General features: G+C 72.1%; 21 protein-coding genes. 8 read left to right on the top strand and 13 right to left on the bottom strand.

Going from position 1 to position 26,267, the window contains the following annotated elements:
• Positions 1 to 57: 57 nt before the first annotated feature.
• The 4 genes from rlmB to ASG04_RS03600 all read right to left on the bottom strand — a co-directional run bounded on the left by rlmB (position 58) and on the right by ASG04_RS03600 (position 4,357).
• Positions 58 to 1,068 carry a 23S rRNA (guanosine(2251)-2'-O)-methyltransferase RlmB gene (gene rlmB / locus ASG04_RS03615; protein ID WP_056120504.1) on the bottom strand — a complete coding sequence of 337 codons (1,011 nt, stop codon included), beginning with the start codon at positions 1,066 to 1,068 and terminating at the stop codon, positions 58 to 60.
• A 65-nt stretch (positions 1,069 to 1,133) separates the two neighbouring features.
• Entirely contained in the window at positions 1,134 to 2,543 is a 1,410-nt protein-coding gene (gene cysS / locus ASG04_RS03610; RefSeq protein WP_056120499.1) for a cysteine--tRNA ligase, read from the bottom strand.
• 124 nt (positions 2,544 to 2,667) lie between these two features.
• Positions 2,668 to 3,867, bottom strand: a complete 1,200-nt coding sequence (ispD, locus tag ASG04_RS03605; protein ID WP_235515424.1) for a 2-C-methyl-D-erythritol 4-phosphate cytidylyltransferase — start codon at positions 3,865 to 3,867, stop codon at positions 2,668 to 2,670.
• A gap of 7 nt (positions 3,868 to 3,874) precedes the next feature.
• Positions 3,875 to 4,357, bottom strand: a complete 483-nt coding sequence (locus tag ASG04_RS03600; RefSeq protein ID WP_017888066.1) for a CarD family transcriptional regulator — start codon at positions 4,355 to 4,357, stop codon at positions 3,875 to 3,877.
• Positions 4,358 to 4,522: 165 nt separating this feature from the next.
• On the opposite strand from ASG04_RS03600, the gene ASG04_RS03595 reads away from it, so the two are divergent.
• Entirely contained in the window at positions 4,523 to 5,101 is a 579-nt protein-coding gene (locus tag ASG04_RS03595; RefSeq protein ID WP_056120498.1) for a hypothetical protein, read from the top strand.
• Positions 5,102 to 5,182: 81 nt separating this feature from the next.
• Here ASG04_RS03595 and ASG04_RS03590 read toward each other — a convergent pair whose 3' ends face one another.
• Positions 5,183 to 5,863: a response regulator transcription factor gene (locus ASG04_RS03590; protein ID WP_056120495.1), complete on the bottom strand. Its 681-nt coding sequence runs from the start codon at positions 5,861 to 5,863 to the stop codon at positions 5,183 to 5,185.
• On the bottom strand, positions 5,860 to 7,026 hold the full coding sequence (locus ASG04_RS03585; protein ID WP_056120492.1) for a sensor histidine kinase: 1,167 nt from the start codon (positions 7,024 to 7,026) through the stop codon (positions 5,860 to 5,862). The genes ASG04_RS03590 and ASG04_RS03585 overlap by 4 nt, the downstream gene beginning before the upstream one ends.
• Before the next feature lie 148 nt (positions 7,027 to 7,174).
• Here ASG04_RS03585 and phoU point away from each other — a divergent pair, with 148 nt between their 5' ends.
• Positions 7,175 to 7,831: a phosphate signaling complex protein PhoU gene (gene phoU / locus ASG04_RS03580; RefSeq protein ID WP_056120489.1), complete on the top strand. Its 657-nt coding sequence runs from the start codon at positions 7,175 to 7,177 to the stop codon at positions 7,829 to 7,831.
• A gap of 89 nt (positions 7,832 to 7,920) precedes the next feature.
• Positions 7,921 to 8,460: an AAA family ATPase gene (locus ASG04_RS03575; protein ID WP_056120487.1), complete on the top strand. Its 540-nt coding sequence runs from the start codon at positions 7,921 to 7,923 to the stop codon at positions 8,458 to 8,460.
• A 63-nt stretch (positions 8,461 to 8,523) separates the two neighbouring features.
• On the opposite strand, the gene ASG04_RS03570 is transcribed toward ASG04_RS03575, so the two are convergent.
• Positions 8,524 to 9,270: a phosphoglyceromutase gene (locus ASG04_RS03570; protein WP_056120484.1), complete on the bottom strand. Its 747-nt coding sequence runs from the start codon at positions 9,268 to 9,270 to the stop codon at positions 8,524 to 8,526.
• A gap of 44 nt (positions 9,271 to 9,314) precedes the next feature.
• Between ASG04_RS03570 and ASG04_RS03565 the strand changes: the two genes are divergently transcribed.
• Positions 9,315 to 10,088: a class I SAM-dependent methyltransferase gene (locus ASG04_RS03565; RefSeq protein ID WP_056120479.1), complete on the top strand. Its 774-nt coding sequence runs from the start codon at positions 9,315 to 9,317 to the stop codon at positions 10,086 to 10,088.
• Between the two features lie 24 nt (positions 10,089 to 10,112).
• On the opposite strand, the gene ASG04_RS03560 is transcribed toward ASG04_RS03565, so the two are convergent.
• From ASG04_RS03560 to ASG04_RS03550, 3 genes are all read right to left on the bottom strand, one after another.
• Positions 10,113 to 11,180 (bottom strand): YgfZ/GcvT domain-containing protein, encoded by a 1,068-nt coding sequence (locus ASG04_RS03560; RefSeq protein ID WP_056120478.1) that lies wholly within the window; start codon positions 11,178 to 11,180, stop codon positions 10,113 to 10,115.
• Positions 11,180 to 11,788 carry an FABP family protein gene (locus tag ASG04_RS03555; protein ID WP_056120475.1) on the bottom strand — a complete coding sequence of 203 codons (609 nt, stop codon included), beginning with the start codon at positions 11,786 to 11,788 and terminating at the stop codon, positions 11,180 to 11,182. The genes ASG04_RS03560 and ASG04_RS03555 overlap by 1 nt, the downstream gene beginning before the upstream one ends.
• A 136-nt stretch (positions 11,789 to 11,924) precedes the next feature.
• Positions 11,925 to 12,206, bottom strand: a complete 282-nt coding sequence (locus ASG04_RS03550; protein ID WP_056120472.1) for a hypothetical protein — start codon at positions 12,204 to 12,206, stop codon at positions 11,925 to 11,927.
• A gap of 85 nt (positions 12,207 to 12,291) precedes the next feature.
• Between ASG04_RS03550 and ASG04_RS03545 the strand changes: the two genes are divergently transcribed.
• The 3 genes from ASG04_RS03545 to ASG04_RS03535 all read left to right on the top strand — a co-directional run bounded on the left by ASG04_RS03545 (position 12,292) and on the right by ASG04_RS03535 (position 16,113).
• Positions 12,292 to 12,978, top strand: a complete 687-nt coding sequence (locus ASG04_RS03545; protein WP_056120469.1) for a winged helix-turn-helix domain-containing protein — start codon at positions 12,292 to 12,294, stop codon at positions 12,976 to 12,978.
• The gene (gene mshD / locus ASG04_RS03540; protein WP_056120466.1) at positions 12,975 to 13,814 is read left to right on the top strand and encodes a mycothiol synthase; all 840 of its coding nucleotides are present in this window, start codon (positions 12,975 to 12,977) and stop codon (positions 13,812 to 13,814) included. The genes ASG04_RS03545 and mshD overlap by 4 nt, the downstream gene beginning before the upstream one ends.
• Positions 13,815 to 13,989: 175 nt before the next feature.
• The gene (locus tag ASG04_RS03535) at positions 13,990 to 16,113 is read left to right on the top strand and encodes a serine/threonine-protein kinase (RefSeq protein ID WP_235515423.1); all 2,124 of its coding nucleotides are present in this window, start codon (positions 13,990 to 13,992) and stop codon (positions 16,111 to 16,113) included.
• Positions 16,114 to 16,252: 139 nt separating this feature from the next.
• Here the strand turns inward: ASG04_RS03535 and ASG04_RS03530 are convergent, their stop codons facing one another.
• Genes ASG04_RS03530 through ASG04_RS03520 form a run of 3 tightly spaced genes read right to left on the bottom strand, consistent with a single transcriptional unit; the run spans position 16,253 to position 24,672 of the window.
• Positions 16,253 to 20,503 carry an FtsK/SpoIIIE domain-containing protein gene (locus tag ASG04_RS03530; protein ID WP_056120463.1) on the bottom strand — a complete coding sequence of 1,417 codons (4,251 nt, stop codon included), beginning with the start codon at positions 20,501 to 20,503 and terminating at the stop codon, positions 16,253 to 16,255.
• Positions 20,504 to 20,533: 30 nt separating this feature from the next.
• Complete coding sequence (locus ASG04_RS03525; protein ID WP_056120460.1) at positions 20,534 to 21,913, bottom strand: amino acid ABC transporter substrate-binding protein; 1,380 nt, start codon at positions 21,911 to 21,913, stop codon at positions 20,534 to 20,536.
• Positions 21,910 to 24,672 (bottom strand): hypothetical protein, encoded by a 2,763-nt coding sequence (locus ASG04_RS03520; protein ID WP_056120458.1) that lies wholly within the window; start codon positions 24,670 to 24,672, stop codon positions 21,910 to 21,912. The genes ASG04_RS03525 and ASG04_RS03520 overlap by 4 nt, the downstream gene beginning before the upstream one ends.
• A 131-nt stretch (positions 24,673 to 24,803) precedes the next feature.
• On the opposite strand from ASG04_RS03520, the gene ASG04_RS03515 reads away from it, so the two are divergent.
• Complete coding sequence (locus ASG04_RS03515; RefSeq protein WP_156463512.1) at positions 24,804 to 25,853, top strand: hypothetical protein; 1,050 nt, start codon at positions 24,804 to 24,806, stop codon at positions 25,851 to 25,853.
• Positions 25,854 to 26,267 lie beyond the last annotated feature (414 nt).

Here is a 26,267-nt window from a genome sequence, read left to right as displayed (position 1 = left end):
CCGGTGCCGGTCCGTCGGACCGGCACCGGGCCTCCAGTGCGTTGCGTCTGGTGCGCGCTACGCCGTACGACGGCGGCGCGCGACCTCCCACAGGGTCACGCTGGCCGCGATGCCCGCGTTGAGCGACTCGGTCGCCGACGAGATCGGGATCGACACGATGGCGTCACAGGTCTCGGTGACCAGTCGGGACAGGCCCTTGCCCTCGGAGCCGACGACGATCACGATCGGGCGGTCGGCGAGCTCGAGTGCGTCGAGCTGTACGTCGCCGTCACCGTCGAGCCCGAGCACGAACAGCCCCATCGACTTGAGCGACTTCAGGGTCTGCGTCAGGTTCGGCGCCATGGCGACGGGCGTGCGGGCGGCCGCACCGGCGGACGTCTTCCATGCCGAGGCGGTGACCCCGACCGAGCGGCGCTGCGGCACGATCACGCCGTGCCCGCCGAACGCCGCGGTGGAGCGGATGATCGCACCGAGGTTGCGGGGGTCCGTGATGCCGTCGAGTGCGACCATCAGGGGCACCTGGTCGCGGGAGAACGCGCGCTCGGCGATGTCCTCGGCGACGGCGTACTCGTACGCGGGGACCTTGAGCGCGACGCCCTGGTGCACGCTGTCGTGGCCCGTGATGCGGTCGAGCTCCGGCCGCATGATCTCCATGATCGGCACACCGCGGTGGTTGGCGAGCGCCAGGATCTCCTTGACGCGGTCGTCGACCTCGATGCGGGCGGCGATGTACAGCGTCGTCGAGGGGGTCTTGGTGCGCAGCGCCTCGAGCACGGAGTTGCGCCCGGTCACCAGCTCGGAGTCGTCGCTCTTGCGCTGCGGCGGACGGCCCGTGCGGTTGCCCGTCGAGCTCGAGGCACCGTGGCGTGTGCGCGCCGCGTCGAAGCGTTCCTTGGCCGCCTTGCGCTTGCCGGCGGGGTGGTACGGCCGGTCCTCGGCCTTCGGCGTGGGCTTGCGCCCCTCGAGCGCCTGGGCACCCTGACCGCCGGAGCCGACCTGCTTGTTGCCCTTGCGCCCGGAACGGACGGCGCCGGGTCGGCCCTTCTTGTTCCCCGAGATGTTCTTCATGGTGTGCTCCTTCGGCGCCGCCTGCGCGACTTCGGTGCCGCGCGTTCTGCGGCGGTGCGTCGCTGCTAGGCGATGCTCCAACGTGTTCCGGACGGGGTGTCCTCGATCGTGATGCCCGCTGCGGCGAGGTCGTCGCGCACGCGGTCGGCCGTGGCGAAGTCCCGTGCGGCCCTGGCGTCCGACCGCTCCTGGACGAGGCGGTCGACGAGCGCGGCGAGCGGTGCGGCGGAGGGGTCCTGACCGGCATCGGACCAATGGGACGCCCGCGGGTCGATGCCGAGCACCTCCACCATCGCGGCCACCTGATGGTACGCGACACCGAGCGCTTCCGCATCGTCCGCGTCCAGCGCAGCGTTGCCGGTGCGGACGGTCTCGTGCAGGACGGCCAGCGCCTGGGGGACGGCGAGGTCGTCGTCCATGGCCGCAGCGAAGGTGTCCGGGACCCCCGGGGCATCGGCGAGCGCGACCCCTTCGAGCCGGGTCACCGCGCGGTCGAGGAACCCGGCGATGCGGTCGAGTGCCGCCTCGGCCTCGGTCAGGGAGCCGTCGTGGTGGTCGATCGTCGAGCGGTAGTGGGCGGCGCCGAGGAAGTAGCGCGCGACGACCGGCCGGGCGCTGCCCAGGAAGTCCGCCGCGAAGATCGAGTTGCCGAGCGACTTCGACATCTTCTGCCCGTCGACGTTGACCAGCCCGTTGTGCAGCCAGTACGACGCGAAGGGGTCGCCCGCGGCGGTGGACTGCGCGAGCTCGTTCTCGTGGTGGGGGAACCGCAGGTCGAGTCCGCCGCCGTGGATGTCGAACGCCGGGCCCAGGTACCGCTTGGACATCGCCGAGCACTCGATGTGCCAGCCCGGACGCCCGGTGCCCCACGGGGACTCCCACGACGCGGTCGACGGTTCGCCGGCCTTCGCCCCCTTCCACAGCGCGAAGTCGCGGGGGTCGCGCTTGCCCCGCGGGTCGGCGTCGGTCGCCTCGACCATGTCGTCGCGGCGCTGCCGGGTGAGCGCGCCGTAGGCGTCCCAGCTGGCGGTGTCGAAGTAGACGTCGCCCGAGCTGTCGTCGGCCGCGTAGGCGTGCCCGCGCTCGATGAGCGTGGCGATGATGTCCTGCATCTGCGGGATGCTCGCCGTGGCGCGGGGCTCGTACGTCGGGGGCAGGATGCCGAGTGCGGCGTACCCGGCGCTGAACTCGAGCTCGACGCGGTACGCCCGTGCCCACCAGGGCTCGTCCGTGCCGGCGGCCAGGTCCAGCACCTTGTCGTCGATGTCCGTCACGTTGCGGACGAGCGTCACGTGGTAGCCGCGATGGGTGAGCCAGCGCCGCCAGATGTCGTAGACCAGGGCGGAGCGCAGGTGGCCGATGTGCGGGGACGACTGCACGGTCGGACCGCACACGTACATGCTGACGTGTCCGTCGACCAGGGGGACGAGGTCGACGACGTCTGCGGCACGGGAGTCGTAGAGGCGAACGGTCACGCCCCGAGCCTAACCGGCGCGCACGCCCGCACTCCGGACCTGCGGAGGAGCGCCGCCAGCCAGGCCGGACCAGTGCCGTCAGCTCGGCCGGACCAGTGCCGTCAGCTCGGCCGGACCAGCGCCGTCAGCTCGGCCGGACCAGCGCTGTCGCGATCGCCGCGAGCCCCTCGCCCCGCCCCGTGAACCCGAGGCCGTCCGTCGTCGTGCCGGACACCGCGACCGGGGCCCCCACGACGGCCGACAGCGCCGCTTCCATCTCGCCGCGCCGGGATCCGATGCGCGGGCGGTTGCCGATGACCTGCACCGTCACGGACGACGGCACCAGCCCCGCGTCCGCCAGCGCCCGGACGGCGCCCCGGACGAAGACGTCCCCGGTCGCTCCCGCGAAGGCCGGGTCCGACGTGCCGAAACGGCCGCCGATGTCGCCGAGGCCCCCGGCGGACAGCAGCGCGTCGCACACCGCGTGCGCCACGGCATCGCCGTCGCTGTGTCCGGCGAGCCCCCGCTCCCCCGGGAAGTCGAGCAGCCCCACCCGGCACGGGGCCGACGCGTCGAACGCGTGCACGTCGACCCCGAGGCCCAGGCGCACGTCGGCGCGGACGTCACCCGACCGCTCGGCGACGATCGCCGTCGCACGCTGCAGGTCCCACGGGGTCGTGATCTTGAACGCGTCGGCGTGCCCGGGGACGAAGCGCACGGTGCCGCCCGCGGCCTGGAACACCCCCGCGTCGTCGGTCTCGGACTGCGTCGACGCCGCGTACGCGCTCCGGAGGGCGGCGAGCGGGAAGCCCTGCGGTGTCTGCACCCCGACGAGCGAGGAGCGGTCGACCGTGCCCACCACCACGTCGCCCGACACCTGTTTGACGGTGTCGGTCACGGGCAGCGCCGGGACCACCCCGTCGCCGGTCGACTCCACGGTCCGGAAGACCAGGTCGAACTGCGCCGCGGGAGTGAGGCAGCGCGCGGCGTCGTGCACGAGCACCGTCTGCACCGACGACGGCAGCGCGGCGAGGCCCGCCTGGACGGACGCGTGCCGGTCGCCACCGCCGGCGACGACCGTCGTGTACGTCACCGCGGCCCCCGCGACCGACGCGACCAGGGCCCGGCACGCGTCGAGCCGGTCATCGGGTGCGACGACGACGACGGCGGTCGGCTCGGTCATCGCAAACACCGGCGTGAGCGCCCGAGCGAGCATGAGCCGGCCGGCGACGGGGACGAACGCCTTGGCGGTGCCGATCCCCAGCCGCGTGCCGGACCCCGCCGCAACGACGACGACCCCACGGACCAGGTCGGTCGGTGGGGTCGTCGGGGAACCGGTGCTCAAGTGCCGATCAGGATGCCAGGACCTCGTCGAGGACGGTCGATGCCTTGTCCTCGTCGGTCTTCTCGGCGAGGGCCAGCTCGGAGATCAGGATCTGCCGCGCCTTGGCCAGCATGCGCTTCTCGCCCGCGGAGAGACCGCGGTCCTGGTCGCGGCGCCACAGGTCGCGGACGACCTCGGACACCTTGATGACGTCACCCGACGCGAGCTTCTCGAGGTTCGCCTTGTACCGGCGGGACCAGTTCGTGGGTTCTTCGGTGAAGGGTGCACGCAGCACCTCGAAGACCTTGTCGAGGCCTTCCTTGCCGATGACGTCACGGACGCCGACCAGGTCGACGTTGTCGGCCGGGACCTCGATCGTGAGGTCACCCTGCGTGACACGCAGCTTCAGGTAGACCTTTTCCTCGCCCTTGATGACTCGGGTCTTGACTTCAGAGATGGTTGCCGCCCCATGATGGGGGTAGACGACGGTTTCGCCGACTTCGAATTGCATGTAAGAAGCTCCGTTCCGCAACACTCAGTTTACCACAAGGGGTGTCCGGGTAAGGGGGCCCTGACCGACAAGCCCTCCCGGGTGATCGCTAGGATGGGAGCGCGTCGGACCACACGGCCTGCGCATCGTGATCTTCGGAGGAATCTCTTGCGAGCTCGGGTACTCGTGTCCGTCGCCGTTGCGGCAACCATCGCGCTCGGCGCGACCGGCTGTGAGTTCATGTCGCCGGCGTCCACCGGCGAGATCCGACAGATCACGGACGGCGTGAACGTCTCGACGGGCAAGATCGACGTGCGCAACGCGCTGCTCATCTCCGACTCGGGCAAGAACGCCCGGTTCGTCGGCACGATCGTCAACACCAGCGCCGACGACATCACACTCACCATCGAGGTCGGCAGCGTCGCACAGACGGTCGAGGTCCCGGCCAACTCGCACGTCGACCCGTCGTCCCCGTCCTCGCAGCGGGCCGAGTCGAGCGTCCAGAGCGGTGCCGAGACGCAGGGCACGCGTGCCGCGGGCTCGGACGACGTCGTGTTCCGGGGTGCGGACGCGCGGCCCGGGTCGCTCGCCAAGACCTACTTCTCGTACTCCGGTGCCGAGGGCGTCTCCGCCAACGTGCCCGTGCTGACCAGCGCGCTCGAGGAGTACAACACCCTCGCACCGACCCCCACGCCGACCCGGACCTCCGAGCCGAGCGAGACGTCGACCCCGACCGACGACGCCACCGCGACGCCCGCCGGCTAGGCGACAGCAGCACGAGGCGCACCGACAGCAGGCCCGGTGCCGGTCCGACGGACCGGCACCGGGCCTCCCGTGTGTCCGGTCTCAGGCCTCGATCCGGTACCCGAGACCGCGCACGGTCACCAGGACCTCGGGCGCCGACGGGACGCGCTCGATCTTCGAGCGGATGCGCTTGATGTGCACGTCGAGCGTCTTCGTGTCGCCGAAGTAGTCCGACCCCCACACGCGGTCGATGAGCTGCCCACGGGTCAGCACACGACCGGCGTTGCGGAGCAGCAGCTCCAGCAGCTCGAACTCCTTGAGCGGCATCGGCGTCTCGGACCCGTCGACCGACACCGTGTGGCGCTCGACGTCCATCCGGATGCCGCCGACCTGCAGGATGCCGCTGTCCGCGGGGTCGTCCTCGGTGCGACGCCGGAGCACCGCCCGGATGCGTGCCAGGAGCTCGCGGGTCGAGTAGGGCTTGGTCACGTAGTCGTCCGCGCCGAGTTCCAGCCCGACGACGATGTCCACCTCGGAGTCCTTCGCCGTCAGCATGATGATCGGCGCGTTCGACCGGGTGCGGATCTGCCGACACACCTCGGTGCCGGAGAGTCCCGGCAGCATGAGGTCCAGCAGGACGAGGTCCGGGTTCTCGCTGTCGAACTTCGACAGGGCGGTCACGCCGTCCGCAGCGACGGAGGTCTCGTACCCCTCGCGCTGCAGCAGGAACTCCAGGGGCTCGCTCAGGGCCGGCTCGTCGTCGACGATGAGGATCTTGGTCACGATGGCTGCTCTTCCAGTTGCTCTTCGAGTGCTGTTGTCAGTTCGGTGTCCGCCTCGGGCAGGCGGATCGTGAAGGTCGAGCCCTTGCCGGACTGCGACCACACGCGCACGTCGCCACCGTGGTTGCCGACGACGTGCTTCACGATCGCGAGTCCGAGGCCCGTGCCCCCGGTTGCCCGCGAGCGTGCGGGGTCGACGCGGTAGAAGCGCTCGAACACCCGGTCGAGGTCGGCCTCGGGGATGCCGACGCCCTGGTCGGTCACCGCGATCTCGACGAACCCCTTGCTGCTCCGGACGCCGACACCGACACGGGTGTTGTCCGGGGAGTACTTGACCGCGTTCGCGATGAGGTTGGACACGGCGACCTGCAGCAACGCCGGGTTGCCCATCACGCGCAGCTTGGACTTCTTCGCGCGGACCAGCTCGATGTCGCGGGCCCGGGCGACGACCTCGTTGGCGTCGATCGCGGCGGACACGACCTTGTCGATGGACATGTCCTCGCTGGACTCGAGCGTGTCGACCGACTGCAGGCGGGAGAGCTCGATGATGTCCTTCGTCAGGGCGCCGAGCCGCTCGGACTCCGTCACGAGCTGCGCCGCGAACTTCCGCACGTGCTGCGGGTCGTCCGCGGCCGCGATGAGGGTCTCGGACAGCAGGCCGATCGCGCCGATCGGTGTCTTGAGCTCGTGCGAGATGTTGGCGACGAAGTCCCGTCGGACCTCGTCGATGCGCCGGCTCTCGGTCAGGTCGTCCGCGGTGACGAGCACGTAGCGGTTGCCGAGCTGCGCCGCGCGGAAGCTCAGGTACCCGACGAGCTCACCGCGTCGCCCGCGCGGGAGCTCCATGTCCTCGGACCCCATCTCGCCGCTGGACCGGACGCGGTCGACCAGGTGACGGAGCTCGTCGTGCACCAGACGGCGCCGCACGACCAGGCCGATCGTCAGTGCCTGGGGCGATGCCGCCACGACGGTGTTCGACGGGTCGACGACCACGGCGGGGTTGTGCATCGTCGCGATGACCGCGGCGACGCCGTCCGGCAGGGTGCGCTCGGCGACGTCGGCTGCCCGTGCCGTGCGCTCGGCGGTGATGATGAGCCCGACGACACCCGCGCCGAACACCCCGCCGAGGAGCATCGACAGTGGCACGAGCCACGCGTTGTCCATGTCGGCAAGTGTAGGAGTGGTCACACGCGGTTCCGACACCGTTCACCACCGTTCCCAGGCCGGATCGCGAAGCGTTCAGGCCCGGGACACCGACCGTTCACCTGGGCTGACGACACTCTCCCGGTACGCAGAGAGAGGCACATCCCCCATGCGCGAAGTCTTCCAACAGGAACTCCAGGACGTCCAAGAGCGTCTCGCCGAGATCGCCGGGCTCGTCGAGTCCGCGATCACCCGGGCCACGCAGTCGTTCACCGAGTCCGACGTGGCCCTCGCCGAAGAGGTGATCGCGGACGACCAGAAGATCGACGACGCGGCTTCGAGCCTCGACGAGATCGCGATCGACATCCTCGCCCGACAGGCCCCGGTCGCCCGCGACCTGCGCGTCGTCGTGACCGCGCTGCGTGTCAGCTCGTCGCTCGAGCGCATGGGCGACATGGCCGAGCACATCGCGCAGCTCACCCGCCAGCGCTTCCCCGAGAAGGTCGTGCCGAAGGGGTTGCGCGGCACCTTCAAGAAGATGGGCCAGCTCGACGTCGCGATGGCGCAGAAGCTCACGCGTCTGCTGGCGACCGAGGACATCGCGCTCGCTGGCGAGATCCGGGACGAGGACGACGCCATCGACGAGCTGCACGCCAGCGTGTTCGACTTCGTGCTCGGTGAGACGTGGAAGGGTGCCCCGATCGACACCGTCGACGCCACCCTGGCGTCCCGGTACCACGAGCGCTTCGCCGACCACGCGGTCTCGATCGCGAAGAAGGTCGAGTACCTGGCCACCGGCGACTGGGTCGGTTCGACCAACCCCTGAATCGCGTCCCGACCGGCCGATCCCGCTCCCCGCGGGGTCGGCCGTTCGTGCGTCCGGCGCGCGCCCGTCGGTCTGGGAGGATCGAGGACATGGCCCAGGTCGCGATCATCGTCAACGGCATGCCCGCCTCGGGCAAGAGCACGATCGGAGCAGCCCTCGCCGAGGTGCTCGGCTGCCCATTCCTGTCGAAGGACCGGATCAAGGAGCCCCTCGCCGACATCGCCGGTCCGATGATCCCGTCACGCGAGCTCGGCGCGATCGCGATGAGCACGATGTGGCAGATGGCCGGAGCGGTCGACAACGGCGTGGTCCTCGACGCCGTCTGGCTGCCGTCGCGTGACCGTGCCTTCCTGGAGGCCGGGCTCGCCACCGCAGGGTCGCCGCGCGTCGTCGAGGTGTGGTGCCACGTCGACGCGGCGACCGCCCGCGGCCGGCTGGCGGACCGGTACGACCCCGGCTCGCCGCTGCGCCACGAGGTGCACGGCGATCTGGCTGACGTCCTGGCGTTCTGGGACGAGCACGGTGCCACGGCCGGCCCCATGGACATCGGCCCGGTCGTCCGGGTGGACACCACGGCACCATACGACGTGGGCGAACTCGTCCAGGAGATCGCGTCGCACTTCGTCTGACGGCAGCCCGGACACACGAACGCCCCACCCGTTGCCGGGCGGGGCGTTCGTTCGTCCGTCGTGCTACTTCTTGGCGCCCTGGGCGGCGACCGCGGCGGCTCCGGCAGCGGCGGCCTCGGGGTCGAGGTAGCGCGAGGGCCCGGTCGGACGGAAGTCGTCGTCGAGCTCGTACACCAGCGGGATGCCCGTCGGGATGTTGAGGCCCGCGATGTCGTCGTCCGAGATGCCGTCGAGGTGCTTCACGAGCGCGCGCAGGGAGTTGCCGTGCGCGGTGACGAGGACCGTCTTGCCCGCGGCGAGGTCCTTCGTGATGTCCGACTCCCAGTACGGCAGCAGCCGCTCGATGACGAGCGCGAGTGACTCGGTGCGGGGCAGGTCGTCACCGAGGTCGGCATAGCGGCGGTCGCCGTGCTGCGACCACTCGGCGTCGTCGGCGATGGGGGGCGGCGGGACGTCGAACGAACGGCGCCACTCCATGAACTGCTGCTCGCCGTACTGCGCGAGGGTCTGGGCCTTGTCCTTGCCCTGCAGGTCGCCGTAGTGCCGCTCGTTGAGGCGCCAGTCGCGCTTGACCGGCAGCCATGCCAGGTCGGCTTCGAGCAGGGCGATGTCGGCGGTCTGGATCGCCCGCGTCAGGAGCGAGGTGTACAGGACGTCGGGGACGATGCCGGACTCGGCGATGAGCTCGCCGGCGCGCTTCGCCTCCTTCTCGCCCAGCTCGGAGAGCCGGACGTCGACCCAACCGGTGAACAGGTTCTTCTGGTTCCAGTCACTGTTGCCGTGACGGAGCAGGACGAGCGTGGAGGTCATGCCCCGGAGTCTACCGAGCGGGCCGCTCCCCGTAGCCTGGTCGCATGCCGATCGGGAACGTCACGCGCGGGACGACCGGGCACAACCGGTTGCGTCGCGTCGACCGGTGGATCGCGTCACTGCCCGCGCTGCGGCGGACCGCGGACCCCCTCGTGGCAGACGTCGGCTACGGCGCCAGCCCCACGACGACGCTCGAGCTGCGCGACCGCCTGGCCCTGGTGCGGCCCGACGTCGAGGTCACCGGCATCGAGATCGAGCCGTCCCGGGTCGCCCTGGCGAACGCGGGGGCCCGCGACGGCGTGACCTTCCGACTGGGCGGGTTCGAGACCCCGACACCCGGGGGTCGTCGCGCGGCGGTGATCCGGGCGTTCAACGTGCTGCGGCAGTACGACGAGTCCGAGGTCGCCGCGTCGTGGCGGGTCATGCAGGACCGGCTGCAGCCCGGCGGTGCGCTCGTCGAGGGCACGTGCAACGAGGTCGGACGGGTGGCCTCGTGGGTGACGCTCGACGACGTCGCACCGCGCACGTTCACGGTGTCGCTCCGTTTGGCCGAGCTGGACGTGCCGAGCATCGTCGCGGAGCGGCTGCCGAAGGCGCTGATCCACCGGAACGTGCCCGGCGAGCGCGTGCACGCCTTCCTGCGCGACCTCGACCTGGCGTGGGCCGTCGCCGCACCGCTCGGCACGTACGGCCCACGGCAGCGGTGGCTCGCGGCGGTCGCGGGCATGCGGGACCGCGGTTGGCCGGTGTTGCACGGCACGACCCGGTGGCGGCTCGGCGAGCTCAGCGTCCCGTGGTCGGCCGTCGCCCCGCGCTGACGGCGGTCGGATGCGTGCGCGGGGTCAGGAGCGCTTGACGGCCCCGAGGCGGGGCAGCCGCGGCACGTTCGCGGTCGCGCCGGCCTGCGGCGGGACGATGGTCTCCTGCGCCGCCGTGACCACGACGTCGTCCGCCGTCAGCGTCAGCGTCGCCGCCGGGTCGAGCGAGCGCTTGACGACAGCCAGCCCGATCGGCCCGAGCTCGTGGTGCACCGCCGACGCCGCCAGCCGCCCCACCACGACGTCGTCGAGTGCGACCGGGGTGCCCGGAGCGGGCAGGACCGCGTCGGACCCGTCGAGGTGCAGCATCACGACCCGGCGCGGCGGGTGCCCGAGGTTGTGCACCTTGGCGACGGTCTCCTGTCCGCGGTAGCAGCCCTTCGACAGGTGCACGGCGGAGCGGAGCCAGTCGAGCTCGTGCGGGATCGTGCGCTCGTCGACGTCGGTCAGGGCTGGACGCCAGGCGGCGATGCGCAGGGCCTCGGCTGCGAGGAGCCCCGCGACCGGCCGGTCGGACGCGGCCAGGGCGGTCGCGGCATCGGTGTCGAGCACCGCGATCCGCAGCGTCCAGTCGGAGCCGGGATGGGCCTCCTGGCTGGCGTAGCCCCACCCACCCGGCGTGACGGACGACCACGGGTCGACCCACTCGACGACCGCGCCGTCGACGGGCGCAGCACCGGCGAACGAGCCGATCGTCGCGAACGCGGGCGATCGGTCGGTGACCTCGACGCGGAGCATGAAGCGCATCGAGGAGAGCCAGGCTGCGAGCGGAGCGGCGTCGGCGGACTCCGTCAGCAGCCAGGTGGTGGCGCCGTCGTCGACGACCCGGGCAGCGTGCTCGACGCGACCGGACTGGTCGAGCACCAGCGTCTCGGTGCTGACGCCGGGTGCGAGGCCGAGCAGCAGCTGCGAGGTGATCGAGTTCAGCCAGGACAGACGGTCGGGTCCGGTGACCGTGACCACGCCGAGCCCGAGCTCGACGACGGCACGACCGTCGGCGAGCGCACGCTGCTCGCCGAGCGGGTTGCCGAAGTGCGCCGCCGGGCCGAGGTCCGAGGCGACGAAGCCGGCTCGCTCGGCGAAGACGGCCATCAGTCGACCTTCGCGAGCTGCCCCGAGGCGTGCGAGGTCAGCGCCCGGCCGAGCGCCGCGATGTCCCAGGCCCAGAAGAGCTTGCCCTCGACGAGACCGTACATGCGCGTCGCAGCGGCGTAGTCCTTGGCGTTGGCCGACCGCATGACGGCGTCGGTGGCCAGGTCGATGCGGCCCTTGCGGACCTGTCCGACGTACAGCTCGTTGACCCCGGTGGGGTGGATGATCGCCGCTTCGATGTCGAAGCCGTCGTTCGTGTTGCGCAGCGCCTCGACGCTCTGGGTGGTACCGAAGGGCACCACGCCGTCGCCGAGCAGCATCGCCGGACCGCGGTCACCGGGTTCGGACGGACGGTCGAGCCGCCAGTAGCCCATCTCGGCCGCGAGCGGGGTGTGCTGCTCGTCGAGGAGCCAGGTGGTCGAGGAGTAGTTGAGGTACGGCAGACCGTCGTGACTGAAGCTGACGCGCTGCCCGAACTCGTAGTTGCGGACGTCCGGCTCGTCCCCCTCGCCCACGGGGTACTCGACGACACCGGTGCCCTCCCAGACGCCGACGAGCCACGACAGCGGGACGAGTTCGGCAGCCAGGCCCTCGGGCAGTTCGATCAACGCTGGCCCTTGAACAGCTTGACGACGACGGTGACCGAGACGAACGCGATCGCGAGCGACGCCAGGCCCAGCAGACCGACGTAGAAGAGCTCGAGGGCTAGCAGCGAATCCATGGCCCGAGTCTACGCGGCCCGGCTCAACGCGCCAGGAGCACCACGGCGGTCACGAGCACCACGACGAACGAACCGGACGAGGCGATGCTGATCCGCTCGACCAGACCGTCCTTGGTCGCGGTGATGAGCTGCAGGACGAAGCTGACCATCACCGACGCCACGAACACGAGCAGCAGCCACGCGAAGGGGTCGCGCTCGCTCACCGTCAGCACGAGGACGGCGCCGACGATCGACAGCAGCCAGACGGGCAGCACCGACGTCAGCTGCAGTCGACGTTGGTCGGCGGGCGGGACGGGCTCGGTCACGTGCCCATCATTGCAGGCCGGATCGGGGCACATCCCGAGCATCACTAGGATGTTCCGCAGACGTCTCACCCGTTCTGGAGGTCCTGTGGCACAGCTCCTGGTACTCACCTCGGCCGCGCCCGGCGACGTCCTGCCGAGCCTCGGGCTGCTGAGCCACCGGATCCGCCACGTGCCCGCCGAGGCAGCCCAGCTGGTCAACGCACCGCAGAGCGACCTGATGTTCGTGGACGCGCGCACCGATCTGGTCAGCGCCAAGGCCCTCTGCAAGATCCTGTCGACGTCCGGGTCGACGACGCCGATCGTGCTCGTCGTGACCGAGGGCGGGCTGACCGCGGTCACCAGCGAGTGGAACGTCGACGACGTCGTGCTCGAGACCGCCGGCCCCGCCGAGGTCGATGCGCGGATCCGCCTGAGCTCCGGTCGCGCCGCCAAGAACCAGACGGGTACGAAGATCCAGGCGTCGGGTGTCGTCATCGACGAGGCCAGCTACTCGGCGAAGGTGCGGGGCAAGCCGCTCGACCTGACGTTCAAGGAGTTCGAGCTCCTGCGGTTCTTCGCCACGCACCCGTCGCGGGTCTTCACCCGTGAGCAGCTGCTGAGCGAGGTCTGGGGCTACGACTACTTCGGTGGCACCCGCACCGTCGACGTCCACGTCCGGCGGCTGCGCGCCAAGCTCGGCGACCTCGAGTCGCTGATCGGCACCGTCCGCAACGTCGGCTACCGCTTCAACGTCTACGACGACGAGGCCGAGCGGCTGACCGGACAGTCGTGACCGACCTGTCGCAGTTCACGGTCCCCGGCGAAGCACCGCCGTTCTCGGACCAGACGCTGGTCGACGTGCGCGCCGGTCGGGCCGCCGTGCTCGAGGAGCCCTCCGGGCATCCCGACGGGGTCGCGGTGGTGCGGGAGGGCGAGCTGGAGCTCGTCGTCCGACTGGAGGCCCGTGGCACCGGCATCGGGACCCGGCTCGTCGAGCAGGCGCTCGCGCTGGGCGGCGGGGCCGCACCGCGGCTGGCCTGGGCGCACGGGGACAGCCCGGCGGCCCGCGCGATCGCGACCCGGTACGGCTGGGCCGCCACGAGGACCCTGCTGCAGCTGCGCGCGCCGGTGCCGGATGCCGGAGTCGACCCGGACCTCCCGTCCGGCTTCATGCTGTCCGGAGCCGTCACCGGTGGCGGCGCCCCCTCGGTCGACGAGACCGACTGGCTGGACCTCAACGCCACGGCCTTCGCACACCACCCGGAACAGGGCTCGATGACGCTCGACGACCTGCGCGCTCGCGAGGCCGAGCCGTGGTTCTCCGGCGACGACCTGCTGCTGCTGCGGGACGCGTCCGGTGCGCTGGCGGGGTCGTGCTGGCTCAAGGTCGAGGACGGCATCGGCGAGTTCTACGCCGTGGCCGTCCGTCCGGACCTGCAGGGACAGGGACTCGGCGGTGTGCTCATGCGGGCCGGGACCTCGCGGCTGGTGGGTTGTGGGCTGCGTGCGCAGGCGCTCTACGTCGAGGGCGAAAACGAACCCGCGCTGGCGCTGTACCGCCGATCCGGGTTCACGCAGCACGCGATCGACGTGCAGTACGCCGCGCCGGAGCACGCCGCCGGCCAGTGACGACGTGCAGAACGCCGCGCCGGAGCATGCTTCCTGCCGGTGACGACGTGCAGTACGCCGCGCCGGAGCACGCCTCCGGCCGGTGACGACGTGCGGTACGCCGCGCCGGAGCCGTCGTCCGGCCGGTAACATGGCACGGTCGGCGAGGGGCCGATCAGTTCGAGTCGGGGGATCCGTGACGGAGCACATCCGGGCGCAGTACGGCGCGGGGGAACCGCTCGGTGCGGCCTACCGTCTGGTCGAGCTGCTCGGCACCGGCGCCACGGGCGAGGTCTGGCGCGTTGCGCACCACGCCAGCGGCTCGGAGTTCGCGGCGAAGCTGCTGCGCGCCGAGCTGGCCGCCGACCCCGGCATCGTCGAGCGGTTCGTCCGAGAGCGCTCGGTGTTGCTCGCGCTGCAGCACCCGTCGATCGTGCGCGTCCGTGACCTCGTGGTCGAAGGGGACCGCCTGGCGATCGTGATGGACCTGGTCGGTGGGGGATCCGTGCGCGATCTGTTCGTCGCGTCCGGCACGCTCCGGCCTCGCGATGCCCTGACGATCACGGCGGAGACGCTCGATGCACTGGCCGCGGCGCACGAGCAGGACGTCACCCACCGAGACGTCAAGCCGGACAACGTGCTGCTCGACGCGGCGTGGGCGCCGGACGCGACCGGGCTCGTGCGGGTGACCGACTTCGGGATCGCGTCGGTCGTGGCCGAGCGCGAGCGCACGACCACCGGGCTGCTCGGCACCCCGCAGTACATGGCTCCTGAGGCGATCAGCCACGGGCGCTCCGGACCGGCCGCCGACGTCTACGGCGGGGGCGTGATGCTGTACGAGCTGCTCGCCGGACGGACGCCCTTCGCCGGCCCCGGGACGGACTTCGCGGTCGCGTACCGACACGTCACGTCGCTGCCGCCGGTGCTCGACGTCCCCGGTCCGCTGTGGTCGGCCGTGTCCGCCATGCTCGCGAAGGACCCCGCGGCCCGGCCGTCCGCGATCGAGGCTGCTGCGACGCTGCGTCGCCTGGCGCGATCCTTGTCCGGGGTGCCGGCGCTCGAGTTGCTCGGGGACCCGGAGACGTTCGCCGAGGTGGAGCGGCCGGCGACCGTCGTGCGGGGTGTCGGCGGAGCGGGTCCTGGTTCCGGGTCTGGTCCCGGGACTGGCTCAGCGGCGGGTCCGGGGGCTGGTCCGGGGGCTGATGCAGGTGCGGGTCCGGATGCCGGTCCGGTACCGGAGCTCGGTCCGGCTGGGTCCCGGACGGTCGTCCGTCCGATGGCCCGGCAGCCGATGCAACCCATGCCGGACGACTCGATCGCCGCCTCGTCGCGGACCGGTCGGTTCCAGCGGCCCGACTGGCTGACGAACCGAGCGCTCGGTTCCGGTGCGCTCGGCGTCGTCCTGGTCGCAGCGCTCGTGGTCGGAGCCGTCGTCTGGCTGCCCGGTGCCGGCGGCTCCACGCCCGGACGACAGGCCTCCGCCCAGGCCGCGAACGCATACCAGCAGGACCGGCCGCTGCCGACGGGCCTCACGACGACCCGCAAGGCGACGCTCGACCCCGAGTCGGGCGCGATCGAGCTGACCGTCACCTACACCGCGCAGGGGGCCACCCTGTCCGGTCCGCTGGTCGAGGTCCTGCCGAGCGCCCGGTCCGACGCCAGGTCCGGCGGCGGATACGGCAGCGGGTCCGGCAGCGCGTCCGGCGGCGCGTCCGAGTCCGCGTGCCCGACCGTCCGCTGGCGCGAGGGCGACGTCACCGCAGCCCGGAACCAGCCGTTCGTCACCGGTGTCGACACCGCGTGCGCGTGGTCCCTCACCGGCGCGCGGATCGCACCCGGGGCAGACGTCGCGGTGCAGGCAACGGTGCGGGTGCCCTCGGTGACCGACGGGGCGTCACTGCAGACGTGGCTCGACGCCGTGGGGACCGCGACCACGGGGGTCCTCACCGACCAGGCGGTCTCGGGGACGGCCTACCCGGTGCAACGGCTGCAGGACGTCGTCGTGCAGACGCCGGACCGCACCGTCAGCCAGACGACGCTGCCCGTCACCCTGGTCCCCGTGTGGCCGAGCGGGACCGACGAACTGAACCCGCTGTACCGCAGTCCCGCGAGTGGTTCACCGTCGCAGATGCTGCAGGACGTGGCCGGCGGCGAGTCCGGCGTGCGGTTCGCCGACGGGTGCTCGGGTGCCCTCGCCGTGTCGTCGGACGGGCTCGTCGTGACCGCGCTGTCAGTGGCGCCGTCGTGCACGGTGCGGGCGTCGGTCGGGGCGTTCTCGGACCTCGAGAGCGCGCCGTTCGGCATCACGACGCGGAACTGACTGACGTCGTCGGCCCGCCGCCGGGCCCCTGCGTGCGGCTGACCACCCGGTCGGCGGTTGCGGTCACGGTGTGCGGCTGACTACCCGGTCGGCGGTCGCGGTCACGGTGTGCCACCGACCGCACGGTCCGCCGCCCCGGTCACGGTGTGCGGCTGCCCGCCCCGTCCGCGGTTGCGGTCTGGACCAGGCGGACGCGACCGCCGGAAACGGCGTACCCGCGGCCGACCGTCATCGCCACCGGGGACCGACGCGGGACCTGGACACCGAGCAGTTCGCCGTCGTAGTCGACGTCGGGCTGGAGCAGTACCCCGCACCGGGCCTTCCGGACCGCCTTCGTCCAGTGGCTGTAGAGGGAGCGGAGGTCCGCCGACCGCCCGGCGGCGACCACGCAGAGGCCGGGACGCTCGGACGCGATCGCGCCGGCCAGCGCCTGGTCGCTGTCGTCGAAGCGCTCGGCGTCGTCCACCAGCAGCAGGACGGGTCCGCGCTCGAGCCGCAGTCCGGCGAGCAGCGCGGGGACCTCGTCCGGCCCGACCGCCAGCCGGTCGAAGTCGCCGGCGGCGAGTGGTGACCGGCGGTCGCAGATCGTCCAGACCGCGGGTCGCGTACCCTCGGCGGTCCGGGCGGCGTCAGCGAGCGCCATCAGCACGCTCGACTTGCCCGACCGTGCCGGGCCGGCGACCAGGACGTGCTCCCCCTCGTACACCTCGAGCACAGCGGTGCCCAGGTCGTCCTCGGCCAGGCCGATCGGCACGCGCCACGGCTCGGAGTCGAACGACGCCCGGGTCGACAGCTCGGTCACGGACACGATGTCGGGCAGACGGCCGACCGCGCTCGCCTTGCGCGGGGCGTCGGCCCAGCGACCGGCAGCCTGCGCCACGGCGTCGGCGAGGGTGCCGGCGGGCGTCGCCACGTGCGACTGCAGGCGCGCGACCGAGTCGATGAAGCGTCCGGGGACGGGAGGTGGGACGTCCTTCGGGCGCACGCCGATCGACGAGTAGTCGTACGGGTCCGCGAGCCGGAACAGCCACTTCTGCGTGGTGACCTCGTCCATCGCGCTCGGCACGGCCTTGGCACGCGTCGTCGACACCGCGAACGAGATCCCGAGCGCCGGCCCCTCGGCGTACACCCGGTACAGCCCATCGAGCAGCTGCTGCCCCTCGAAGTCCTGGTACTCGTCGCGCAGGGCGGCGAGCCCGTCGATCAGCACGACGGCCCGACGTCCGCCCGGCGCAGCGCGACGTCGTTCCAGGTCGGCGCGCAGGTGCCGCAGGAACCGTGCCTGGAGCTCACCGGCACCCGGGCCGGAGCCGACGTACGCCGTGGTGTGCGGCAGGTGCTGCAGCGGTGCGAGGTCGCCGGCGCCCATGTCGAGCACGAGCAGGTCGAGGTCGGTGGGGTCTGTCGAGGCGGCGAGCTGCAGACCCATCGCTGCGAGGGCCGTGCTGGTGCCGCTGCCCGGGATCCCCATGAGCATGACGTTCCCCTGCGACAGGTCCCAGCCGGTCGTGACCTGGCGCTGGTGGTCCGGGTCGTCGGCGAGTGCGACCGGGACGACGTCGGCACGGACCGACGCCGGCTCGAGTGCGGACCGGTCGACCCGCTCGCCGAGGGCCTCGGGCCAGATCGGTCGCGGCGGAGCGTACCCGGCGGCGTCGTTCGCCTGGCGGACCGCGTCGATCAGCCGGTCGAGGTCGGTCTCGTCGGCGGCGGTCGACCCCGCCGAAGGTGCCGCAGCGGCGACACCGAACACGTCGGTGGGTCGGACGAGCACAGCGGCCCCGACCGCGGCGTCGCGCGCACGACCGGTCACGAGTGCGGTCTGCACGGGCGTGATGTCGTCCTGGCCGAGCTTCACGTAGGCGCGTCCGGTCTGCTGGCGACTGATCGCCGAGGCCGCGGGGACGCCGATGACGTTGACGGAGTCCTCGCGACTCTGCACGCGCAGTGCGACGCGCATGTTCGTGTTCGCCAGGATGTCCTCGCTGACCACGCCGGCTGGTCGTTGCGTCGCCAGGACCATGTGCACGCCGAGGGTGCGTCCGACCGCGGCGATGCTCACGAGCGAGGTCAGGACGTCCGGGAAGTCCTTGGCCAGCATCGCGAACTCGTCGACCACGAGCAGCAGCCGGGGCATCGGCTCCGTGGGTCCTGTCGCCAGGAAGGCGTCGAGGTTGTCGATGTCGGCACCGGCCTCGGCGAACACCCGCTGCCGACGCTCGAGTTCCGCCTCGAGCGCGCGCAGTGCCCGGTCGGCGAGCTGCTCGTCGAGGTTGCTGATCGTGCCGATCGTGTGCGGCAGCCGCTCGCACGCGGCGAAGGCAGCCCCGCCCTTGAAGTCGACGAGCAGGAAGTTCAGCGTCGTCGGGTCGTTGCGAGCGGCGAGACCGGCGACGAGGGAACGGAGGAACTCGCTCTTGCCGGAGCCGGTCGTCCCACCGACCAGCCCGTGGGGACCGTCGCGGACCAGGTCCAGCTCGAGCGGACCGGCCTCGGACGAGCCGATCGGGGCGGAGACCCCGGTGCGGGCCTCCCACGAGGCTCGGACGGCCGCCGGTGTGTCGACGCGCACCAGGTCCGGGAACCGGACGAGCGACGGCAACGAGGCGCCGGGAACCGACAGCTCGGGGTCGTCGAAGTGCGCCAGGTCCCGCGCGCAGCGTTCCGCCGTGCCGGTCGAGAGCCCGGCCAGCACGACGTCGTGCACCTCGGAGCGGTCCTCCGGGCGGGACACGGAGGCTGCGGCGTCGGTGTCGACCGTGATGATCGTCGTGCACGCGGCGGGCAGCTGCTGCGCACCGGTCGCGATGACGATGCCGCTGACCCGCCGGGGCTGCTCGCCCGGCCGGGGCGACCGGCCGGGGACCGACCGCCCCTGCCCGAGCAGGCTGCGCGCGGGGGCGTCCCTGCCCTCGGTCAGCACCTCGGAGTCGATGACCACGAGCAGGTTCGGGGTGGGCAGGTCGTCGATCGAGTCGCGCAGCCCGCGGAGCACCGCGGCGCTGTGGTCGCGGTGCGCGGACATCCAGCGCTCCCCCGTGCTGCTGCCGGCGACGCGGGTGTGCGGCAACCAGGAGGCCCAGGCCCAGTCGTCCTGACGCCCCTGGTCGCAGAACACGCCGATGGTCAGGTCGGCCGGGCCGCAGTGCACCCCGGCCTGCGCAAGCAGTGCGCGGGCCAGGGCGAGTGCGCCGTCACGGTCACCGACGATGCCGACCACGCCGGCGTCGGTCAGGTCGGCCACGACCGGGGCCGCGGTGAGCCGACTGTCGGCGATCGCGGCCTTCGCCTCGTCCTCGAGCTTCGTCGACGTCGCGCGCCCGTCGACCTGCGGGCGCCACGGCGCGTCACCGGTCCCGGCGTGCAACGTCAGGAAGTCCGGGTCGTCCGAGCGTCGCTGCCAGAGCGTCGTGGTCGGCAGGGCAGCACGGCGCACGACCGTGGCCGGGTCGGGGACGAGTTCCTGACGGCGTGCGGCCTCGACCTCGGCTGCGGATGCGATCTCCTGGCGGAAGGTCTCCACGGCGGCGGCGAAGCGCTGGTCCTCTTCTCGCAGGTTCTTGGACCGGCGGTGCTTCTGCTCGAACCACATGCCGATCGCCGTGACCGGGCTGAGCAGCGCGAACAGTGCGAAGCGGGCGTCGCCGAGCAGCAGGACCATCGCGCCCGCCAGCACGAGCGGTGCGGCCACGGTGATCCAGCTGAACTTCGACGCCGGTGGGACGTCCTTGCGGGTCGGCGGGACGACGGTCTCCTGCTCGGTGTCCCGGCCGGGCCGCGGGGGCCGGTTGAACGGCGCGGTGGCCGCCGGGGTCAGGTTCGGCAACGCGCCGGCCGGGGGCACGGTGGTCTCGGCCAGCGTCGGTCGCACGAGCAGCACGGCGCCGCCGACGATGACGCTCGTGGTCCCGGTGACCAGGACGCCCTCGGCGTCGAGGCGTGCACCGCCGACGATGGTGCCGTTGGTCGAGCCGGCGTCACGGATCCGGATGCGGTCGTCCTCATGTTGGAGCGTGCAGTGCTCCCACGACGCGCTCTCGGTCGGCAGCACGAGGTCGGCCTGCGGCGCACGCCCGACGACGAACGGTCGCGAACGCGGCACCGGCAGGACCCGACCGACGTCGAGGCCACCCGCGAGCGTGACCGTCCACCCGTCGGTCGTGCGGGGACGCATCTCGGGCGTGCGGGCGATGCGGGACCCCTCGAGCAGGACCAGGTCGCGCAGTGGGGTCTCGGCGCTGGTGATGTGGGCGTCGACCGCCAACGTCGCACCCGGTTCGAGGACGTGTCCTGTCGCCGCCTGGACGAGCTGCCCCAGGCTGGACGTCTCGGCCCAGCCGTCCACCTCGACCGCTTCGACTCGGTCGTCGAGCTCGATCACCACCCGCATGCGCGTGCGCTCCTGTCGTCATTCGTCGGGTCAGCGACCCGTCGTGCCCGACGTGTCCGTGCCCGACGTGTCCGGGAACCACACCAACGTCGACGTCGAGGCCGCTGCGGGCCGGAGCCCGAGGGCCTGCGCCGACGAGGCCAGGACGGTCGCCCGGGCCCCGAGTGCCTGCGGGTCTCCGAAGTCCAGTGCCGGACCGGCGAGGCCGTCGTCGGCGTCCAGCGATGCCGATGCGAGGGCGTCGGTCACGGTCTCGGGAGCGGTGCTCCGCGCGGTACCGACGGCGTGTACCAGGGCGATCACAGCGTCGTGACTGCGCGAGTCGGCTCCGGCGGCCACCGCCGAGAACGGCTGGTCACCTGTGAGGTTCTCCGCATCCGGGTCCTTCGCCCCGACACGGACCGCCCCGAGGAACGCGGACATGGCACGCCCTGCGGCGTCCCCGTCGAGCGCCGTCGCGTCATCGGTCGCGACTCCGGCGGTCCGGAACGTCCCGGAGACGCTGCCGCCGGCAGTGGTGAGTGCCGCGCCGAACGCCGGGCTCGTCGCATCCGAGGTGAGCACCACCGGGACGGTCACGTCGGCCGCCTGGAGGGCCGCGACGAACGCCCCCTGACGCGCAGCAGTGCCACTGACGACGACCGCGTCCGAGTCGACTGCCGTCGCGCCGTCGGTCGGGTCGCCGGTGGTGGCGTCCGCGGAGGGCTGGGCAACACCGGTCCGCTCGGCCACCGTCGTGGCGAGGACCGTCAGGTCGGTGGCGCCCGCGGAGAGGACGTGCGCGACGCGCAGGCCGGTCGGCGCTTCCCCGCCGAGGTCGACCAGCAGGGGCGAGTCGGCTCCGCCGAGCGCCCGCTGCATCGCGGTCGCCAGGGACTGCACCGACGGCGCCGTCGACCACGCGTCGTCGGTGTGCTCGGCGTACGGCAGCACGACCGGGACACCGGCGTCCGATGCGGCCTCGGTCGATGCGACCACGTGCGCACCCGAGGACGCGACGACGATGCCGGCGACACCCTGACGGACGAGGTCCTGCACGGCCGCACGTGCACCCGCGGTGGTCCCGCTGTCGTTCCGGGTGACGAGCTGCACGCGGGTGCCGCCGAGCTGCAGGCGACGCTGCGCGACGACCGCGCCCTGGGCGGCCTGGTTCCACTCCGACCCCTCACCGTCGCCAAGGGTGACCACGACCCCGATCGCCGTCCGAGCCGGCACGTGCTCGACGGTCACCGGGACGGGGATCGTGGCCGGGACGGCCTCGGCCGGCTCGGCCGACAGCGCGCGGAACGTCAGCACCGCCGCGACGACCGCGGCGACCAACAGGACGGCCAGTCCGATGAACGGGAGCCGACGTCGGGAGCCGTGCCGGGCCTCCTGGCCGTCCTGGTCTCCCTGCGTGTCGGCGGTCATCGTGCGCCCCCGATGCGGAACGTGTACAGGGTGGTCGACGTGGCGCCCGATGGCAGGTCGAGGGCGAACGCCGGCAGCTTCGTGGCGGCGTCCAACGACGCCCGGAGCTGCTGCTGCTGGAGCAGGATGCCTGCCACGTCTTCGGCACGGACGTTGGCGTAGCCGGCGGCGTTCTGCGACGCGAGGGCGAGCTGGTAGTCAGCGGAGTCGGACTTCGCCGCACTCGTCGCCATCGCGCCGAGGATGCCGGAGCCGTTGACCTTGCGGTCGCCCAGGTCGAGCATCACGCGGTTGAGGTCGCCGGTCAGCAACGTGCGCGCCCCGTCGACGTCGCGGGTGGACGCGCTCGTGCTCGCGTCGATGCGCTGCAGGCTCGACGCCGTCTGCGCGTCGACCGCGCTCGACAGCGCGCCGCTCTCCTGCTGCAGCGTGCCCTTCTGCTTGTCGATCGTGCCCTTCGAGTCCGCCGTCACCTGACCCGAGGTGGAGCGGAGGCCGGAGATGGACGCGTCGAAGGCCTTGACCACGGCGTCCCGACTGCCCGTGGCGGTGTCGCTGACCTTGCGGACCTGCTGGCCGATGATGCCCTGCACCTGCTCGGCGGAGTCGTCCGAGGCGTCTTGGAACGCCTTCGTGACCGCTGCCTGCAGCGTTTGCTGCTGGTCGCTCACGGCGACGAGCCGCGTGTGCACCGTGTCGCTCTGACCATCCGCCTGCGTGACCAGGTCGTGCAGCTCTTCGACCTTGCCGCTGATCGTGCCGTCGTCGTTGCTGATCGCCGCCCGGACGTCGGCGACCGCGCCGGCAACCGCGTCCAGATGCGCGGCGAGCGTCGCGACCGCACCGCCGACACCGGTCGAGGAGTCGGGGGCGGTGGCTGCGACCACGGCGTCCCAGGCGTCGGACTGCGCCGTGAGCCGCTCGTCCATCGGGGTGGTGAAGCCCAGGCCCGGCTGGAGCGTCGTGCCGTCGGGAGCACCGGCGCACGGAGTCGCCGTGAGGGAGCCGCGCAGTGACGCCGCTTGGTCGGGGGTGAGCTGTCCGGCGGCTGCCAGCAGGCAGAGCTGGTCGGCGACGGCGCCGTTCTGTGCCTGCATCGACGTGCTCAGGAACCGGTCACCGGCCGTGCCGAGCTCGGATCGCGCCGAGGCTGCCTGGCGGTTCACGGTGCGCAGCGACTCCCGGAGCGGGCCGAGGTCCTGCTTCGCCTGCGTCACTGCGGTGTCGAGCGCGTCGAGCGTCCGTCCGACCGTGCCGTCGCCGTCGCTGCCCAGGCCGTCGAGCGACGTGGCCAGCTGCCCGAGCGTGCCGTTGAGCGCGTCCGACTGCTCGATCGCCTTGTCCGCCAGCTCCGGATCGAGCTGGTCGGCGAGCGCCTGGCCCGTCGCGACGAGGCCGATCAGCGACGTCGCCACGGCGGACGAGGACGCGAACAGCGCGCAGGTCAGCGAGTCCTGGTTGGCGGGGACCGCGCACGTCGTCGTGCCCGGGTCGGTCGGACCGACGGCGGAGGCCAGCTGCGTGCTGACCTGCTGCTTGCAGGCTTCACTCGCGTCGGCGTACCCGTTCAGCTGTGCCGACACCCGCAGCAGGTTGCCGTACACGCTCGAGCCCGTGGTCGGCATCGTCGGCGTCGCCGCACAACCCGTGCCGTCCAGCGTGACGGGCGGAGCCGTGGCCGAGGTGCCCCCGAGCAGCGCGTCGAGGCTGGTCGTCGTCTGCTGGAGCTGCTGCAGGACGGTCGACTGCGTGGCCTTCGCCGTCGCACCGAGGTCGCTCTGCAACGAGCCGAGCTCGCCGGTGAGCGACTGCATCGTGCCCGCCAGCGCCGTGCTGCTCTGCTGCAGGCGTTGCGCCGTCTGCACGCCGAGGGTCTCGGACGTCGACTCGAGGTTCGACCGGACCTCGGTGATGGTGCCGCCCGCACGGGCGAGCACCTCGTTCACCTGCGCGATCAGGTCGATCGTGCGCCGCTGCAGCGCCAGCTCGGAGTCCGTGTCGGACCCGAACGCACCGTTCATCACGCCAGCGGAGGACAGGTCCGTCGTGATGCCGGGCTGCGCCGCGATGTCCACGGTCGGTGCCGCGAAGTCCGTGACGTCCGCCACCAGGTGCAGCGTGCTGCTCGCGCCCGAGGTCGGCGGTGCCAGCAACCGCCCCCACTGCACGACCGCATCGCCGTCGGCGTTCGTGCTCACCACGCCGTCCGTCGCCGTGCCGTCGGCATCGGCGCTGTCGGTCACGATCCGGTTCGCGGCGGTACCGGTCAACACCGTCGACGCCGCGATGCTGAACGGGGCACCGACCAGTGCCGGCGTCGTCCGCGAGGAGCCCGCGACGTCGTACGTCAGGTTCTTCGACCGGACCGTCAGGTTCTCGATCGTCAGGTCGATCTCGACGCGGCCGGAGTAGCCGTCGAGGTCCGCCAGGTCACTGCCCGTCGTCTTCGACGTCGTGTACTGCGTGGTGACGCGGAGCGGCAGGTCGCTCGTGGCCTTCGCCGGGTCGTGATCGGTGGTGGCGCTGGACGAGTCCGTGCCGGAGACGGAGATGGCGGTGCCCTGGATCGACCGGACCGCGCCGTCCGCCGCGAGCCGGGCGTCGACCGTCTGCAGCACGCGCGACGGGTCCTTGACGGGCTCGGCGCCGGCAGTACAACCGGCGAGCACCAGAGCGGCGACACCGGTCAGTGCCGCTGCCCCAAGGACAGGGCGTGCGACCTGTCGTTCGCCAGTCGTGCCGGCACGCTTGATGACCACGTTCTTTCCCCCCGAGAGAATGGACGACCCCGTCGATGCTGGTTGTCGGAACAACGCTGGGACCGCTCCGGACGGCCCGTGGATTCCCCCACCATTCGGGCCCTGATCCGACGGTAGCGCACTCTGATACGTTGCACACGACATCCATACGACATGGGGATGGTTGTCCGATCTTGGGGGGAACGACCGACATGTGGACCACCTTCTTCTCGGTGAGCGTGGCCTTCCTCGCCGCCTTCCTGATCCCGCTCACCGTCAGCGCGACCGTCCGGCGGAACGACCGCCGCCGCGCGGAGCGGGATCCGATCAGCAGACCCGACCCCACGCACATGGAGGTCCGCTTCCTCACGTGGCAATGGGTCGTCTGGCGGGTGCTCGGGATCGCTTTCGTCCTGGTCGGGGCGCTCCTCTCCCTGGTCAGCATCGCCGGTGCGGGCGAGTTGGACAGCCCGGCACCGACCATCGCGGCGATCGCGATCCTGCTGGCCGGTTGCGGAGCCCTGCTGCTGGCCTCCGCGCTGCGCCGGGGCCGGATCGTCACGTCGCCCGATGCGCTCACCGTCCGGCGCGGCTTCCGCCAGGAGCGCACCATCCCGCTGACCTCCATCGCTGCGATCCGGCCCCTCGCGAACGCCTACGGCGGGCTCGACGCGCGCGACGCGGACGGCCGGCGGTTGTTCACCGTCATGGGACTGGCCCGCGGGTACGACGAGTTCGAGCAGTTCCTGGCCGAGCGGGTCGTGGAACCGCAGCACACAGCACCCGCTCCGACAGGCCCGTCCGGGAACTCCGTGCCGGAGTGGCATGGAACGGGCATGTCCGCCGACTGGACGATGCTCGTCGTGGTTCGCGGCCGACCGCAGCCCGTGGTGCGGATCCGGACGGCTGACGGCGCGTTGGCGCTCCACCTGCAGGATGCCCAAGCGGTCTTGCGAGGCAAGCTGGCGATCGCCGAGTCCATCTGGACGCCCGGGGCATACCTCTGCTCACCAGCGTGCGCTTCACCCGGCTCGCCGGCTGCCACCGCGCTCGCAGGTGTCCCTGCGAACGCACTGGCGCTGCTGGTGGGCGATCTGCCCCGGCCCGCTGTGGTGTTGCAGGGTGGCGAGCTCGAGTCGTTCCGGGGATGGGTCCACGGGCTGCCGTCGACAGCGGACGCGGCTGGCGGGCCGCCGGCCTGAGCAGGCGGGTCACTGCCGCTCGGCCTGGAGGACCGGCTCGGGTCCGGCAGGCCGCCACTGTCGGCGCGCGGGTCACGTTCTCGGGCACTCGCGAATATCCGCTGTCCGGGCGGTTCGGCAGAACGGCACTTAGCCGATATCCTGCATACCAGGACGGGGGGAATCCGATCCGACAGGTCGGTCGTCGACCGCTGACTGACGCTCAGTGCCCGACACGGTGCGCTGCAGATGTAGCTGGATCGTGTCGTCAGGCACGCCGCCGCCGTCGTGTGCACGATGACGCCGATGGCGCTGCCGCCACACGGCGGCGGGCACGTCCGGCCTGCCGCGACGGCGGCAGCCCGGACGGTAGTGCGGTGGCTACGCGCCGCCACCTGCGGTGAAGATGTCCTGCGAGATCTTGTCGAGCTGCGT

This window comes from Curtobacterium sp. Leaf183 (assembly GCF_001424385.1).
Lineage (GTDB): Bacteria > Actinomycetota > Actinomycetes > Actinomycetales > Microbacteriaceae > Curtobacterium.
This window is presented reverse-complemented; position numbering and strand designations above follow the sequence as displayed.

Bases quoted from the DNA above. Each gene is read 5' to 3' on its own strand.
- rlmB (WP_056120504.1), bottom strand. From the start codon at position 1,068: ATGAAGAACATCTCGGGGAACAAGAAGGGCCGACCCGGCGCCGTCCGT.
- ASG04_RS03600 (WP_017888066.1), bottom strand. From the start codon at position 4,357: ATGCAATTCGAAGTCGGCGAAACCGTCGTCTACCCCCATCATGGGGCG.
- ASG04_RS03585 (WP_056120492.1), bottom strand. From the start codon at position 7,026: ATGGACAACGCGTGGCTCGTGCCACTGTCGATGCTCCTCGGCGGGGTG.
- phoU (WP_056120489.1), top strand. From the start codon at position 7,175: ATGCGCGAAGTCTTCCAACAGGAACTCCAGGACGTCCAAGAGCGTCTC.
- ASG04_RS03575 (WP_056120487.1), top strand. From the start codon at position 7,921: ATGGCCCAGGTCGCGATCATCGTCAACGGCATGCCCGCCTCGGGCAAG.
- ASG04_RS03570 (WP_056120484.1), bottom strand. From the start codon at position 9,270: ATGACCTCCACGCTCGTCCTGCTCCGTCACGGCAACAGTGACTGGAAC.
- ASG04_RS03565 (WP_056120479.1), top strand. From the start codon at position 9,315: ATGCCGATCGGGAACGTCACGCGCGGGACGACCGGGCACAACCGGTTG.
- ASG04_RS03560 (WP_056120478.1), bottom strand. From the start codon at position 11,180: ATGGCCGTCTTCGCCGAGCGAGCCGGCTTCGTCGCCTCGGACCTCGGC.
- ASG04_RS03530 (WP_056120463.1), bottom strand. From the start codon at position 20,503: ATGCGGGTGGTGATCGAGCTCGACGACCGAGTCGAAGCGGTCGAGGTG.
- ASG04_RS03525 (WP_056120460.1), bottom strand. From the start codon at position 21,913: ATGACCGCCGACACGCAGGGAGACCAGGACGGCCAGGAGGCCCGGCAC.